The 14,332-nt window shown below is 52.1% G+C and carries 15 protein-coding genes and 1 tRNA gene; 8 read left to right on the top strand and 8 right to left on the bottom strand.

The annotated features are described in order from the left end of the window. Nucleotides 1–149: 149 nt before the first annotated feature. The 3 genes from rpsA to aroA all read right to left on the bottom strand — a co-directional run bounded on the left by rpsA (nt 150) and on the right by aroA (nt 4,173). A complete protein-coding gene (rpsA, locus tag BC440_RS13970; RefSeq protein WP_007088344.1) occupies nt 150–1,853 on the bottom strand; it encodes a 30S ribosomal protein S1 in 1,704 nt (567 codons plus the stop codon). A gap of 225 nt (nt 1,854–2,078) precedes the next feature. Next, entirely contained in the window at nt 2,079–2,723 is a 645-nt protein-coding gene (cmk, locus tag BC440_RS13965) for a (d)CMP kinase (protein ID WP_063092147.1), read from the bottom strand. A 103-nt stretch (nt 2,724–2,826) separates the two neighbouring features. Continuing rightward, nucleotides 2,827–4,173 (bottom strand): 3-phosphoshikimate 1-carboxyvinyltransferase, encoded by a 1,347-nt coding sequence (aroA, locus tag BC440_RS13960; protein WP_063092148.1) that lies wholly within the window; start codon nt 4,171–4,173, stop codon nt 2,827–2,829. Between the two features lie 346 nt (nt 4,174–4,519). On the opposite strand from aroA, the gene BC440_RS13955 reads away from it, so the two are divergent. Next, complete coding sequence (locus tag BC440_RS13955) at nt 4,520–4,825, top strand: FYDLN acid domain-containing protein (RefSeq protein WP_007088347.1); 306 nt, start codon at nt 4,520–4,522, stop codon at nt 4,823–4,825. 100 nt (nt 4,826–4,925) lie between these two features. Next, a tRNA-Ala gene (locus BC440_RS13950) sits at nt 4,926–5,001 on the top strand. 110 nt (nt 5,002–5,111) lie between these two features. Here BC440_RS13950 and BC440_RS13945 read toward each other — a convergent pair. Together BC440_RS13945 and BC440_RS23160 are read right to left on the bottom strand one after the other, a co-directional pair. Next, nucleotides 5,112–6,086, bottom strand: a complete 975-nt coding sequence (locus tag BC440_RS13945; RefSeq protein ID WP_063092149.1) for a methyltransferase domain-containing protein — start codon at nt 6,084–6,086, stop codon at nt 5,112–5,114. A 46-nt stretch (nt 6,087–6,132) separates the two neighbouring features. Next, nucleotides 6,133–6,276 (bottom strand): hypothetical protein, encoded by a 144-nt coding sequence (locus tag BC440_RS23160; protein WP_156487995.1) that lies wholly within the window; start codon nt 6,274–6,276, stop codon nt 6,133–6,135. A gap of 120 nt (nt 6,277–6,396) precedes the next feature. On the opposite strand from BC440_RS23160, the gene BC440_RS13940 reads away from it, so the two are divergent. From BC440_RS13940 to BC440_RS13915, 6 genes are all read left to right on the top strand, one after another. Next, nucleotides 6,397–6,828, top strand: coding sequence for a YeeE/YedE family protein (locus BC440_RS13940; RefSeq protein ID WP_037989156.1), 432 nt, complete (start codon nt 6,397–6,399; stop codon nt 6,826–6,828). Nucleotides 6,829–6,832: 4 nt separating this feature from the next. Further along, a complete protein-coding gene (locus tag BC440_RS13935; protein ID WP_007088350.1) occupies nt 6,833–7,282 on the top strand; it encodes a YeeE/YedE family protein in 450 nt (149 codons plus the stop codon). A 206-nt stretch (nt 7,283–7,488) separates the two neighbouring features. Beyond that, entirely contained in the window at nt 7,489–8,214 is a 726-nt protein-coding gene (locus BC440_RS13930) for a gamma-glutamyl-gamma-aminobutyrate hydrolase family protein (RefSeq protein ID WP_063092150.1), read from the top strand. 192 nt (nt 8,215–8,406) lie between these two features. Beyond that, a complete protein-coding gene (locus BC440_RS13925) occupies nt 8,407–10,077 on the top strand; it encodes an adenylate/guanylate cyclase domain-containing protein (protein WP_063092151.1) in 1,671 nt (556 codons plus the stop codon). Nucleotides 10,078–10,313: 236 nt separating this feature from the next. Then, entirely contained in the window at nt 10,314–10,817 is a 504-nt protein-coding gene (locus tag BC440_RS13920) for an Hsp20 family protein (protein WP_007088353.1), read from the top strand. 16 nt (nt 10,818–10,833) lie between these two features. Then, nucleotides 10,834–11,100 (top strand): DUF1150 family protein, encoded by a 267-nt coding sequence (locus BC440_RS13915; protein ID WP_007088354.1) that lies wholly within the window; start codon nt 10,834–10,836, stop codon nt 11,098–11,100. 79 nt (nt 11,101–11,179) lie between these two features. Here BC440_RS13915 and BC440_RS13910 read toward each other — a convergent pair whose 3' ends face one another. The 3 genes from BC440_RS13910 to BC440_RS13900 form a co-directional block, all read right to left on the bottom strand. Then, entirely contained in the window at nt 11,180–11,932 is a 753-nt protein-coding gene (locus tag BC440_RS13910) for an MBL fold metallo-hydrolase (protein WP_223304948.1), read from the bottom strand. A gap of 192 nt (nt 11,933–12,124) precedes the next feature. Then, the gene (locus BC440_RS13905) at nt 12,125–13,615 is read right to left on the bottom strand and encodes a PAS domain-containing methyl-accepting chemotaxis protein (RefSeq protein ID WP_063092153.1); all 1,491 of its coding nucleotides are present in this window, start codon (nt 13,613–13,615) and stop codon (nt 12,125–12,127) included. 183 nt (nt 13,616–13,798) lie between these two features. Then, complete coding sequence (locus BC440_RS13900; protein WP_063092154.1) at nt 13,799–14,260, bottom strand: YcgN family cysteine cluster protein; 462 nt, start codon at nt 14,258–14,260, stop codon at nt 13,799–13,801. Nucleotides 14,261–14,332 lie beyond the last annotated feature (72 nt).

Below are 14,332 nucleotides of genomic sequence, written 5' to 3'. Positions count from 1 at the left end.
ATGTGGGCTGGGTTTCTTAAGCATTCCCCATTGAATCAAAAGTCCCCGCCAATGGCGAGGACTTTGTCAGCAGTCTGACGGGCCGTGCAATGCACGACCCGTCTTCATGATCTGCCGTCGCAGACCCTGTTTGATCAGGAACAGATGCCTTATTCGGCACCTTCCTGTTTCTTGCGAAGTGCTTCGCCAAGGATATCACCAAGCGATGCACCGCTGTCAGCCGAACCATAATCCGCCATGGCTTTCTTCTCGTCAGCAACTTCAAGAGCTTTGACCGAGAGGGTAACCTTGCGGGTTTTGGCGTCGATCGTGGTCACACGCGCATCGACTTTCTCGCCAACTGCGAAACGTTCCGGACGCTGGTCCGAACGGTCACGTGCGAGTTCAGCCTTGCGGATGAAGCCTTTAAGATCGGTGCCACCAACAGCAACCTCGATACCACCATCGTTAACTTCGGTGATTTCACAGGTTACGGTTTCGCCGCGTTTGATGCCGGTAACGGCTTCTTTGAACGGGTCACCCGAAAGCTGTTTGATACCAAGCGAGATGCGTTCTTTCTCGACGTCAACGTCAAGAACCTTGGCTTTGACGATGTCACCTTTTTTGTATTCTTTGATGACTTCTTCACCAGCGCGGTCCCATGACAGGTCCGAGAGGTGCGCCATACCGTCGATACCGCCCAGAAGGCCAATGAACAGACCGAATTCGGTGATGTTCTTGACTTCGCCTTCGATCTCGGACTCGACCGGATGAGCGGCCAAGAAGGCATCCCACGGGTTCGAGGTGCACTGCTTGAGACCAAGCGAAATACGGCGTTTCTGTGCATCGACGTCGAGCACCATGACTTCGACTTCCTGCGAGGTCGAAACGATTTTGCCCGGGTGGATGTTTTTCTTGGTCCAGGACATTTCGGAAACGTGGACCAGACCTTCGACACCAGCTTCGAGTTCGACGAATGCGCCGTAATCGGTGATGTTGGTGACACGGCCTTCGAATTTCGAACCGACCGGGTATTTGGCTTCGACACCTTCCCACGGGTCAGCTTCAAGCTGTTTCATGCCAAGCGAGATACGCTGGGTTTCGCTGTTGAAGCGGATAACCTGGACCTTGACGGTCTGACCGATCTGAAGGGCTTCAGACGGATGGTTGATACGCTTCCATGCGATGTCGGTGACGTGCAGCAGGCCGTCAACACCGCCGAGATCGACGAATGCGCCGTAATCGGTGATGTTTTTGACAACACCGTCAAGAACCTGACCTTCCTGGAGGTTCTGGATCAGTTCGGCGCGCTGTTCAGCACGGGTCTCTTCGAGAACGGCACGACGCGAAACCACGATGTTACCGCGCGAACGATCCATTTTCAGGATCTGGAACGGCTGCGGGTTGTTCATCAGCGGGGTAACGTCGCGAACCGGACGGATGTCAACCTGGCTGCCCGGCAGGAATGCCACGGCGCCCGACAGGTCGACAGTGAAGCCGCCTTTAACACGACCAAAGATGGTACCGTCGACGCGTTTGCCTTCGTTGAACTGTTTTTCCAGCTCGACCCAGGCTTCTTCGCGACGCGCTTTTTCGCGCGACAGAACGATCAGGCCATCTTTGTTTTCATAGCGATCGACATAAACATCAACGGTATCGCCGATATTAACGTCGCCTGCGCCAAATTCTTTAAGCGGCACGCGGCCTTCGGACTTCAGACCCACGTCGACGATTGCATCGTCGTCGGTGGTTTTGACGACCGTACCGGTCATCACGCGGCCAATAAAGCCCTCGTCTTCAGAACCGAGGCTTTCGGCCAGCAGGGCGGCGAAATCTTCGCCGGTGGAGAATTGTGCTTGTTCAGCGGTTGTCATTAAAGAGACTTCCTTTCGAGTGTATCGTCACTATTCCGGCCAATCGGTTGTATCCGATGGTCTTGCCACAAAATCGCGGCGGGTTTTTGCCAATCGATGTCCCGATCCCGTTCGCGAAAAACCAAACGGTTTTCCATAGACGAAAAGGTGAACGCACATGTCGTTCACCTTAGGGTAACAACCCCTGAGATCGTTCTGTCGCTTGACGGTTAAAACGCCCGTGTGTCAGTCATTCTCGCCCATATGGGTCCGAATATGCGCCATGACTGCATTAAACACCGCATCAGCATTCAGACGATCCGTATCGATGTGGATTGCGTCCGATGCCATCTTGAGCGGCGCAACGTCCCGCGCACTGTCTCGAGCATCCCGTTCTTCAAGCTCCTTGAGAACGCGCTCGTATATAGCAGCGGGATTTTTTTCCTGCAACTGTTTGAACCGACGGTTTGCACGTTCTTCGACACTGGCCGTCAAATAGAACTTGATCGGGGCATCCGGACAGACAACCGTGCCAATGTCACGACCATCAAGAACAGCACCACGTTTGCCATCAGGCGGGCTGCTGGCAAGGTTGCGCTGAAAAGCTAGCAACACCGCGCGAACCTTTGGAATCGCTGCAACTTTTGATGCGGCACTTCCAACTTCTTCGCTACGAAGCTCTTCACTCTCAAGATCGTCGGCACCAAGTTTTTCTGCCACCCCGACCGCTGCATCCTCGTTCGAAGGATCAAGCCCAAGCGCCAAAACCTTTGCGCCCGTTGCCCGGTATAAAAGTCCGGTATCAAGGTAGGCATAGTCCATTGCTGCAGCGACTCGACGCGCCAAAGTACCTTTTCCCGATGCTGCCGGTCCGTCAATTGCGATGATCATGCGCGGGTGCCCCTGTTTGTTTTGATGTCACTTAATACTTGTGTGCCAATAACGGCATTACGAGCCCCGGTATGTGAATAGAGAAGCCTGCCCGCGAAACAGATTACGAACCAGCCGGGGCAAGGTTGGCCCCAAGTTCGCGCATCAGCGCTTCGAAACTCGGAAAACTGGTCGCAATCGGGTTGGCATCATCAACCGCAACCGGATCATTCGCGCCCAGTCCAAGAACAAGGAACGACATGGCAATGCGATGATCAAGGTGGGTCTCAACCATGCCGCCACCCGGCACATCGCCACCCGTAACAATAAGGTCGTCACCTTCGATACGATGAATGATCCCGTTTGCTGCCAGACCCGCGGCCACAGCGGCAAGACGATCCGATTCTTTAACCCGCAATTCTTCAAGTCCGCACATTCGGGTTTCACCCTGCGCATAAGCAGCAGCAACAGCCAGCACCGGATATTCGTCAATCATTGATGGCGCGCGTTCTGCTGGCACAACAATGCCGGTCAGGCGATTTTTACCACTAACAACAAGATCACCGATGGTTTCACCGGCTTCTTCACGTTCGTTAGCAATCGTAATGTCACCGCCCATTTCAATAAGCGTCGTGATCAGGCCGGTCCGCAATGGGTTTAAACAGACATCACGGATGGTAACCTGTGATTCCGGATTGATCAAAGCCGCCACCAGCGGAAATGCCGCCGAGCTCGGATCTGTGGGAACCACAATATCAGCCGCCTTCATTTCAACCGGGCCGGTCAGGCTGACCGTGCGGCCGCCATCGTCATTGATGCTGACATCAACATCGACACCGAAATGACGCAACATGCGTTCGGTATGATCACGCGATGGTTTCGGTTCGATCACTGTGGTCGTTCCGGCGGTATTCAAACCGGCAAGCAACACGGCCGATTTTACCTGCGCGGATGCCATCGGCAGCGTATATGTCACCGGTTTTGCTTCATCGGTTCCAATGACGGCCATCGGCGGGCGACCACGTTCACGCGTGATGAATTGCGCACCGAATTCAGCAAGCGGGTCGGCAACACGCCCCATCGGACGTTTGCAAAGCGACGCATCACCGGTAAAGAAAGTGGTGATCGGATGGGTCGCAACAATCCCGGCCATCAGGCGAATACCGGTTCCCGCATTGCCCATGTCAATGACGCTATCGGGTTCCCGCAAGGCGCCAACCCCGACACCAGTCACATGCCAGGTCCCGTCATTATCGCGATTAACGGTCGCGCCAAGCTTGCGCATGGCTTCTGCGGTTGCCAGTACATCTTCACCTTCGAGCAGGCCGGTAATTTTCGTTTCACCAATGGCAAGACCGCCAAACATCAGGGAACGATGGGAAATTGATTTGTCGCCGGGAACCCGGATATCGCCTTTAAGCGCACGGGACTTCAGCGATTGAAGCGGACGTTTGGTCTGCGAAGAGCTCATCGGGCCTGCCTGTCTATGTCTTGTTGTGACCATCAAATAATCGTTTTCCGACCATTGAACCGTACCTTGATGCCGCCGCAAGTCCAGGCGCAAATGGTACGTTCGATTGCCGGGGGGCAAACACGTATCATATGCGCTTTTGACGCACCAGTATCGAAGCCAAATTTTGCTTGAAGCTTATGGCGGTGCGTAGCGCAGAATCCCGCCTTTTTGAGGCTTGGAATAAAATCGGACAATTTCCTTTTGACAAGCCCGCCCCAAGATGGCAATTGGGCCAACTAGAAGAAGGTGAATTCGGCCTTCAACCCATTCTTTGATGAAACGGTATTTAAGAGGGTTTGCCGTAATGTCAGCACGCGGTAAGAAACGTCACTGCCAAGCCTGCGGTACCAAATACTATGATTTGAATCGTACGCCGGTCGTGTGCCCCAAATGCGCAACCCCGGACGGGGTGACCAAAATCAAGAAAGCCGCGGTTGCAAAGCCGAAGCCGGAAGAAGACGAAGATCTTGATGATGACGTCGATCTCGATGACGACGTCGACACCGATATTGATGACGATATCCTTGAGGATGCGTCTGATCTTGGTGAAGATGACGATGATCTTGGCGAAGTTCTCGAACATGTCGAAAGCGACGAAGACGACCGCTAGGATTTTTTAAAAATAGGTCTTGCCAAGATTTGGTGAACCTTCTAAATATCGCCCGCGCCGCAACGGAAACACTCAAAATCGTTGCGACGCGGACTAAAATGGGGCCGTAGCTCAGTTGGGAGAGCGCTACAATGGCATTGTAGAGGTCGTCAGTTCGATCCTGATCGGCTCCACCATCAAAACCCGTCGCCTAAAGCGACGGGTTTTGTCGTTTCAGTATTCTTTTCCCAAATGAAAAGGCCGTCCAAAGGACGACCTTCAAAAGCGTCTGGATGCAAAATACTGCTTAGTGCACGGTGCGATCGATTGAACGCTCCGGATCGGGAAGATGTCCAAAACCATCAAGCAATTCGGCGATACCATCTCCTGCACGAACCACCATAATACGGCCTGAAACAGGGTTCCCCTTTTCCTGTCGCAAAATTCCAATCACATCGGCAATGACTTTGAACTGGCAATCTTTCAACCAGTCATGAATTGCCTGTTCATGATGGCGGAACCTTTGCCCCGGCCCAAGATCGAACGGGAATGTGTCACCATGTTCAAGTGAGAAAACCATCAATCCACCTGGTACAATCCGCTCGTGGGCAGCCCGCAGCGCAGGGACAAGATCGCCAAGATAATTCAGAACATCAGCAGCAACCACCAAGCCATAGTCGCGATCAAGCGCATCAGGCAAATCCGTGATGTCCCCGGCAATCAGATTTCGATAAAGACCCTTTGCCTTTGCCCGGTTAATCATGCGCGGCGATAGATCGACACCGTCAATCACGTCAACATGGCCCGCAAAAACGTCCGCGACCAATCCTGTACCGCAACCAAGATCAAGAACCCGCAACGGGCGCAACAATTCCGGCAAGTATGGCCGGATGGCTTCAAAAAGAAGCTCCGGCCCACGATAGGCCAAGCGATCCCGCAACGAGATTTCAAAACGTGGTGCATAGTCGTCAAACAGGGCCCGAACATAATCAGGCGGCAAGCGATCGCGCATGGCAACCGCACCCAGCAAAGTCAGTCGAACTTCGGCTCCCATACGGTCAACCGGATCAAGAGCAAGGCACTGACGAAAAGCTTCGATCGCATTTTCGTGCTGTCCCATGCGTTCGAAAATATCGCCCAGCACAAAATGTGCTTCTTCCCAATCGGGATCAGCCGAAATTGCCGCCCGGGTCACATCGATTGCGGCCTCGGTATCATTCTGCCCGACAAGCGCCAGCGCGACATCAAGCCGCCGACTGGCCAACAAACGATCTTTGCTCATGTATATGAAGAAATCCGAAAAGGCTCCGGCCAAATGACCGGCAGCATCAAAACTCGATCATCGCTATATCAGCTGAATCCGCGCTTTTGGCAATATGGATAATATCATTTAAAATCAGATGTTTATCTAATTTTATCGCTTTTGCACGCTGCAAAATCATTTTATCTGGTCCCTCTGCATCAGAATTCACGACAAACTTCGCAGTTGATGAATAGTCTTGGATGATCCGGGCGATCACCAGAATAACTTGATTAAAACATAATGTATTAATATAAATATTTACCTCAACCTCTTGCTGCCGGGAAACAAGATGGAAAACTTTACGCCTTATTCCGCACTTCTGGGTGGTGCGCTGATCGGACTGGCTTCAGGCCTTTACCTTTTGCTCAATGGCCGCATTGCAGGCATCAGCGGCATCCTTGGAGGCCTGCTTACCAGCAAAGGCCCGACATCGGGTCGCGTTGAAAAACTTGCCTTTATCTCTGGCATGATCATTGCTCCAATGATCCTGTTGGCCCTCACCCCGATCAATGCCCAAAGCATTGTAAGCGCTTCATGGCCGGTCATTATTGCAGCCGGCTTGATCGTCGGGTTTGGCACGAGACTTGGCAGTGGCTGCACCAGCGGACACGGAATTTGCGGCCTGTCGCGTCTGTCAGCACGATCAATGGTCGCCACCCTGTGTTTCATGGGCGCGGGCATGGCCAGTACCTTTGTCATTCGTCATGTTATCGGGGGCTAAATCAATGCGTATTCTTGCTTCTGCTTTCTGTGGCGCCCTGTTCGGCTTGGGCCTAATCATTTCGGGGATGACAGACCCCCAAAAGGTTCTTGGTTTCCTTGATATCGCAGCGATCCAGACCGGAAACTGGGACCCCAGCCTTGCGTTCGTCATGGCGGGTGCCCTTGTTATCGCATTCCCGATATTTCGCTTTGCCCAATCCCGCAGAACTGCCATTTGCGGCGGGACAATAGAACTGCCGAAACGACGCGACATTGACCGCAATCTGGTTATTGGCGGGCTATTGTTCGGCATTGGGTGGGGCATGGTTGGCTATTGCCCGGGTCCCGCGATTAGTGCGCTTGCCTTTGGGCATATCGAAACAATCATTTTTGTGATCGCGATGATCGCCGGAATGATCGTGCATAAACTGATGATGAACACATTGGATCAGGCCGCAATCGCGCAAAAATAGCGAAAACCTTAACCTTTATGGCAAGTGCGCCACGCAAACCAGCCATACGCCACAAATTGCCATTCGCAGGGAAATCAATCTGTTAGCATTCAAAATTTGTGGCGACTAGTCTGGAAAGCCTGAAATCTTGCTGCAACATGCTTGTCTTTGCAGCGACACTGGCATATGTGCAAAACAACATCACAGTATGATTTCAAAGGCCTCGCATGAAAATCGGCATTCTTGAAACCGGTCTTGTTCCGGAAGAACTTCGCGATGAATTCAAAAGCTATCCATCCATGTTCGAAACCATGCTTGGCGCATTGGATCCCGAGCTTGCCTTCCAGACCTGGACTGTACTTTTGGATCAATTCCCCGAAGACCTGAATGCCGTCGATGCCTGGATTGTGACCGGATCAAAGCATGGTGTTTATGAAAACGAACCCTGGATGATCCGTTTGCAGGAATTGCTTCGCGATATCGTCGCCGCACAAATTCCTGTTTTCGGGGTCTGCTTTGGTCACCAGATTCTGGCAGCCGCCCTTGGTGGCACGGTCGTCAAATCTGACAAAGGCTGGGGTATTGGTGTTCATGAATACACCACCAGCAAAACGGCCCCGATCTGGCTTGGAAATGCGCCAGCCAAGTTCAAGCTGAACGCATTCCATCAGGATCAGGTGATAGAATTGCCCGAAGGCGCAAATGTTTGGGCAAGCTCCGAATTCTGCCCCTATGCCGCTATTCAATACGGCGAAACCGCTGCTTCGATCCAGCCGCATCCGGAATTCCAGCGCCCCTATGAAGAAGCATTGCTGAAGGCACGATACACATTGTTGCCCGAAGACGTACATTCAAAGGCAACCAAGTCACTTGACGAAAAGCTTGATAGCCAACTGTTTGCCAAATGGATGCTCAATTTCCTGCGGGGTAATCGGGCGGTTAAAGCCGCCTGACCCAGGATCGGGAAGGCATTATCCCCTTATAACGGACCGCGGCATTTCGATGGCGGTCCGTTTTGCGTTTTAAGATATAGTGATGCATGCGCAACCGGCTGGAAGTTTTCAGAACATTCCGCAATACGATTTGTTTATGATTGCGCCTGATACTGGACTTTAGCAAAATTTCTGCCAGTAAAATGGAATGCCATGATCCAGAATTTACGGCTTTATTCCGGTCTGACGCTGTTTGCATATGTCTTCATGCATCTGATCAATCAGGCCGCTGGCATCATTTCGCCCGAAGCAATGGAAGCCATCGTCCCGGTTACAACCGGTATCTGGCAATTCCCACCGCTGGAAATTCTTCTTTTATGCGCTGCGATCACGCATTTCCTTCTGGCGACAGCGCGACTGACCAGCAGGCGCTCCCTGCGCCTGCGCAAATCCGAATGGACACAGATGATCCTTGGTCTGTGCATTCCATTTCTATTGTTCCGCCATATCATCGCAACGCGGATCATCGACCTCGGATTTGGTGTCGATTCCGCGTTTGAACGTGTTTTGCTTGATCTTGCCGTGTTTATTCCGAGCCAGGGCGTATTGCATGCAATCGCTGTGATTGTCGTCTGGACCCATGGTTGTATCGGTATTCATTTCTGGCTGCGATTAAAGCCATTTTACCCGCGTTGGCGCGGTGTGCTTAGCGCATCAGCAGTACTTGTCCCGACACTGGCACTGGCCGGATTTGGCGCGGCATCCGCTGAAATCATTCGCCGGACCGAAGAAGGCGGACGCAAATATGTTTTTGGTGTTCTGGATGCCGCAAACGTCAATGACGCGGCAGTAAAATTTTATGAAAATGCACTTCTCCCAGGCACGATAATTGCCATTTCTCTGGCTTTGGCACCCTTTGTCGTGCGGCAAATTCGCCAGACCGTTGATCGCATCAAACGCGGACCGATGCTATCGATGCCCAACGGCAAGCTGATCCGCGTCGCCCCCGGGGCAACGGCACTTGAAGCCCTTCGCGATGCCGGTGTGCAGATGGCATCGGTTTGTGGCGGACATGGTCGTTGCACGACATGCCGCATCCATTGCGGATCGGGCATTGATCAGCTTGCAGCCCCCGGCAAGATCGAAGCAGCCGCGCTTGAGAGCATCCACGCGCCGCGTGGTATGCGATTGGCCTGCCAGATCAAGCCGGTAAACGATCTTGCGGTTGCGCCGTTATTGCCGCCGAACGCCACCGCACAGGATGGACGCCGCCCCGGCGGTTTGTCCGGTAGCGAACGTCAGGTTGTTTCCATATTCACCGACCTTCGGGATTCGACACGTTTGGGCGAAAAGAAAATGCCCTACGATGTACTGTTCATACTGAACCAGTTTTTTGCCGAAATGACAGAAGCCTTACGCGAAAGTGGCGGGCTCTATGCCCAGTTCACCGGTGATGGCCTGATGGCGCTTTACGGTCTTGATACGGACGATACGGAAACCATGATCCGTGATGCCCTTCACGGGGCGGCGGGGATGTTGCGCCGAATCGAAAATCTGAATGAACATTTGAAATCAGAGCTTCCGCATACATTGCGCATCGGTATTGGCATTCACATGGGCGAAGCGATTGTTGGCGAAATGGGGCCACCCGGCCGCGAAAACATCAGCGCCATCGGCGACACGATCAATACGGCGGCAAGACTGGAAAGCCAGACCAAAAAGCATGGTGTGCCGTTGGTGATATCAAAGGCAATTTTCGACCATGGGCCGATTCCATTACCTGAAAATGCGGTGATGCATGAAGTGGCCTTGCGCGGAAAGGATCAGACTGTTGCCTACTATGCACTGGAAAATATGCCCGAACTGCCGGAACGCGTTGTATGATCATCTCTGATCGGTCATGATCTGCGTATTACACAGGTCTGATATCGCATATTCCCAAGGTTTCCGCGGTTACAGTATCAATCCGGGTCTTGACTATGCGATAGAAAACCACATTTATTCGATTAGATAGATATGTCTGATGCCGAACGGGTCGGGTCAGATGTTCAGACGCCCGAAACGCCAAAAGCGTGGGGTCTGGTCGATATCACACTCGCTCTACTGAGGAGGTGCTGCCTATGTCACGAATTTCAATGTTTAACAGTCCGCTGCTGTTGGGGTTTGACCAGATCGAACGTGTTCTTGATCAGGTTTCCAAAACCAAGGCAGAAGGCTATCCGCCTTATAATATCGAGCAAATCGGCGAAAACCATCTGCGTATCACGGTCGCGGTCGCAGGATTTGCCGAAGACGATCTGTCGGTAACGACTGAAGACAACCAGTTGATTATTCGTGGCAAGCATCAGGAAGACGACAGCAACCGCATCTATATCCATCGCGGTATAGCATCCCGCCAGTTCCAGCGTTCCTTTGTACTGGCCGAGGGTATTGAAGTTGTTGGCGCCCATCTTGATAACGGACTTTTGCATGTGGATTTGAACCGTCCGGTTCCTGAACCGGTTGTACGTGAAATTGCGATCAACTCTGCCAAGAAGAAAGCCGTCTCGTCACGCACCATAGATATGACCGTCGATGCTGAAAATGGCGCAGACGCGGTCGAAGATAAAAGCCGCAAGGCGTAACAAGGAGAGTGGTTTTATGAGCAATCGCATCTCAGACCATGAGACCAAAGAAACCCGCGGCGCGGAACAGGATTTGAACCTGCTTTCGTCTGGTGATTTTGCCATGCTTGGCATTCACGATTTTGCTTATGTGCGCGCGATGGCCAATCCCGAAGACGAAAGCAACGAAACGGTCTTTGGGGTATTTACCGCGGATGGTACCCATATCGCATCGTTCGAAAGTCAGGCCGTAGCCCATGCGGCAATCCGCCAGCACGACATGGACCCGCGTTCGGTTCACTAAGACGACCCGATCAGGATATCTCGGAAATCAGAAGGCAGCCGATGGGCTGCCTTTTTGCTGGGTTTGCTGAGGCGTCACCCTAACGGATTTCGATCACTTCGCCAGGTACGGCAACCCGTACCTGCGGATTTTCGCGCAGAAGTTCGGCGATCTCGCGTCTTACATTACGTTTGATGTGATAGAGCCAGAAACGTGATCCGGGCATATCAGATGCCAATTGCAGAACAGTTTCCAAATCGCAGTGCGCGGCATGTTTTGGATCATGCTTGGGCAAATATGTTTCCTGAAACACCAGATCAGCAGCGGTAAAAAGCGCTGTAGTATCGGCTGTCACGTTACCGTCACCGGAATAGGCAAAACCCTTATTCTCGAAACGCAGCAAAATTGCATGGTTCTGAACGCTGTGATCGGAACGGGCAAATTTGGTTTCGAACGGACCTATCTGCGTGGTTTCCGGCACCGCATGCCAGATAATTTCAAACGGCCACGCACTTCCAAGCCCGGCAAAGCCAAGCTCCATGATCTTTTCCAGATGATTGCGTACCGCAGGTGTCGCGATGATATGGATCGGCTTTGATCGACCGTCATCGCGCCAGTTCAGCATAACCGGCACCAGTCCGAAAACGTGATCGGGATGCATGTGGGTGAAATAAATCGCATCAATGGCATCCGGATCGGGAAACTTGCGCATCAGCAATCCGGGCACCGTTGCCCCACAGTCAATCATCAACCGATAGCCATTTGCACTCACCACGACGGATGAGTTTTCAAAGGCGGGATCGAATGCCTCGCCAACACCCAGAACATCTATGCGCATATATTCACTCGACATTCCCTGTCACCGCGCTGTTTGCGGATCATTTGCAATGAGTGTCTATTTTTGCTGAGACAGTGAACATTAGGCAAGCTGTTCAGATTTGTTTTCGCGATAAAGTCTCAAAACCGTCACCGCACAAACAAAACTGGACGGCCGAATGCATCGGCCATCCTGCAGTTCGATACATCTGTATAGGAAATCAGACGGTTAACGCGCCAGGACTTCCGCAGCCTTACGGGTTCGACTGACCGAGTCGGCGACCATACCCGTGGTGGACTTGATGTTATCAAGGTTCCGGGCAAGACCGTCAACCGCACCTGCCATCATGCGCATGTTTTCCGAAACGCCTTCGGTCACCGCACTTTGTTCCTCAACCGCCGAGGATATGTTGGTGACACTGTCCCTGACCGTTTCCACCGAATGACGAATGGTTTCAAGGGCACCGACAACCTCTGACGAGATCGACTGAATGCCTGAAATTTCATCGGAAATCTGCTCGGTCGCACGAGCGGCCTGATTGGCCAGGTTCTTGACCTCGTTGGCAACAACGGCAAACCCCTTGCCAGCATCGCCCGCACGCGCGCTCTCTATCGTCGCATTCAATGCCAGAAGGTTGATCTGCCCGGCAATATTCTGAATGACTTCAACGATGCTCCCCATTGACTCGACAACCTCCGCCATACGCTGGGTCGAGCTGTTGGCGCTGATCGTCTGATCAAATGCGCGCTCTGTTTCGTCACGAGACTGCGCCATACTACGCGAAATTTCTGCAATTGATGCCGCCATCTGCTCGGCACTGGCCGCAACGGTCTGCACCGTATGCGAGGTTTCCTCGGATGTGCTGACACTTTGATTGGCCGAATTGCCCAAAGCGGCGATGTTACTATCGATCTCGGTAAAGTTCTGATCGATCATGGTCTTGAGCTCAAGCAACAGAAGGGTTTGCTCGGTAATATCTGACGCGAACTTGATCACCTTGAAAGGCTTTCCAACCGGATCAAGCACCGGGTTATAGGACGCCTCAATCCAGATTTCCTTGCCGCCCTTGCCGACGCGTTTGAATTGGCCCGTATGGAAATTCCCGGTTTTCAGGGTTTCCCAGAACGAGCGATATTCGGCAGAGTCACGATATTCTGGCTCAACAAACATGCTGTGATGCTTGCCGATAATTTCATCGAGTCTGTATCCCATGGCATCAAGAAAATTCTTGTTTGCCTTAAGGATAATGCCGTTCAGGTCAAACTCGATCACGGCCTGCGATTTTTCCATCGCGTCAAAGACACTTTGCAAAACCGCACGCTCAACGCGACGCGCTGTAATGTCGGATGCAAATTTGACGACCTTCGTCGGCTTTCCGTCTTTGCCAAGAATCGGGTTGTAAGTCGCTTCAAGCCATATCATCTCGCCATTTTTGCGCACACGCGGCACAGCACCCGACGAGAATTTACCGCTGCGAAGCTGTTCCCAGAATTTCCGGTATTCTTCGCCATTACTGATTTCACGCGGGACAAACATCGAATGATGCCGACCAACAATTTCCTCCAGCGAGAAACCCATTGTTTTCAGGAAATTATCATTGGCCGTCAGAATCTTGCCATCAATCGAAAACTCGATAACAGCCATCGACAGGCTCAGCGCATTTACAATCTGCTGACCTTCCTGCGACCTGTCATTACTGAAAAGTGACGCAAAACCCATCCGAATGTCTTTCTTGTGTTGCCCGGGTTTCTAACTGAAGACCCGGTCATTTAAAGGCCTGTATAAAAACAAAACGAACAATTCCGCATATACTGCGCAATTGTTCGGATCACAGGATATCTATACCGATGAAGTAATCAATCACCTATTTTAGCATAGGTGAACATACTTTGGATTATACGTTCAAGCTGGCCATTTAACAATATATCGGGTCAGATCAGGGTGGGCGTCATCCTCTGAGATCACCATTCCCTTGATCGACATTCCCGCCGCGATCGTTGAGTCTGCGCGTCCTGTAATTAGTGGGTGCCAGTCAGGTAATCCTTTTCCTTCGGCCATCAAACGATAGGCACATGTCGATGGCATCCAGGACAATGTCGCGACGTTTTCCTGCGAAAGTTGCACACAGTCAGGCACATGCTGGGTTCGATTTGGATAATCCTTGCAGCTGCAGGTTTCGCAATCGAGTAATCGACAGGCTACCGAGGTATAATAAACAAAGTCGGTATCCTCATCCTGCAGCTTATGCAGACAGCATTTGCCACATCCGTCGCAAATGGACTCCCATTCCTCGGTAGTCATTTCATCAAGCGTCTTGGTTTCCCAAAACGGTTCATTCCCTGTCTCAACCGTCGGCTCTGTCATCGTCTCTCTCGTCCGGCATCATTTTATTATTTTTGGATTATAGCATATGGCGGACTTCCAAACCGCAAAGAT

The organism is Thalassospira sp. MIT1004, assembly GCF_001858545.1.
In the GTDB taxonomy this organism is placed as follows: domain Bacteria; phylum Pseudomonadota; class Alphaproteobacteria; order Rhodospirillales; family Thalassospiraceae; genus Thalassospira; species Thalassospira xiamenensis.
The sequence above is the reverse complement of the archived record's forward strand: the minus strand, read 5'-3'. Positions and strand labels throughout refer to the sequence as shown.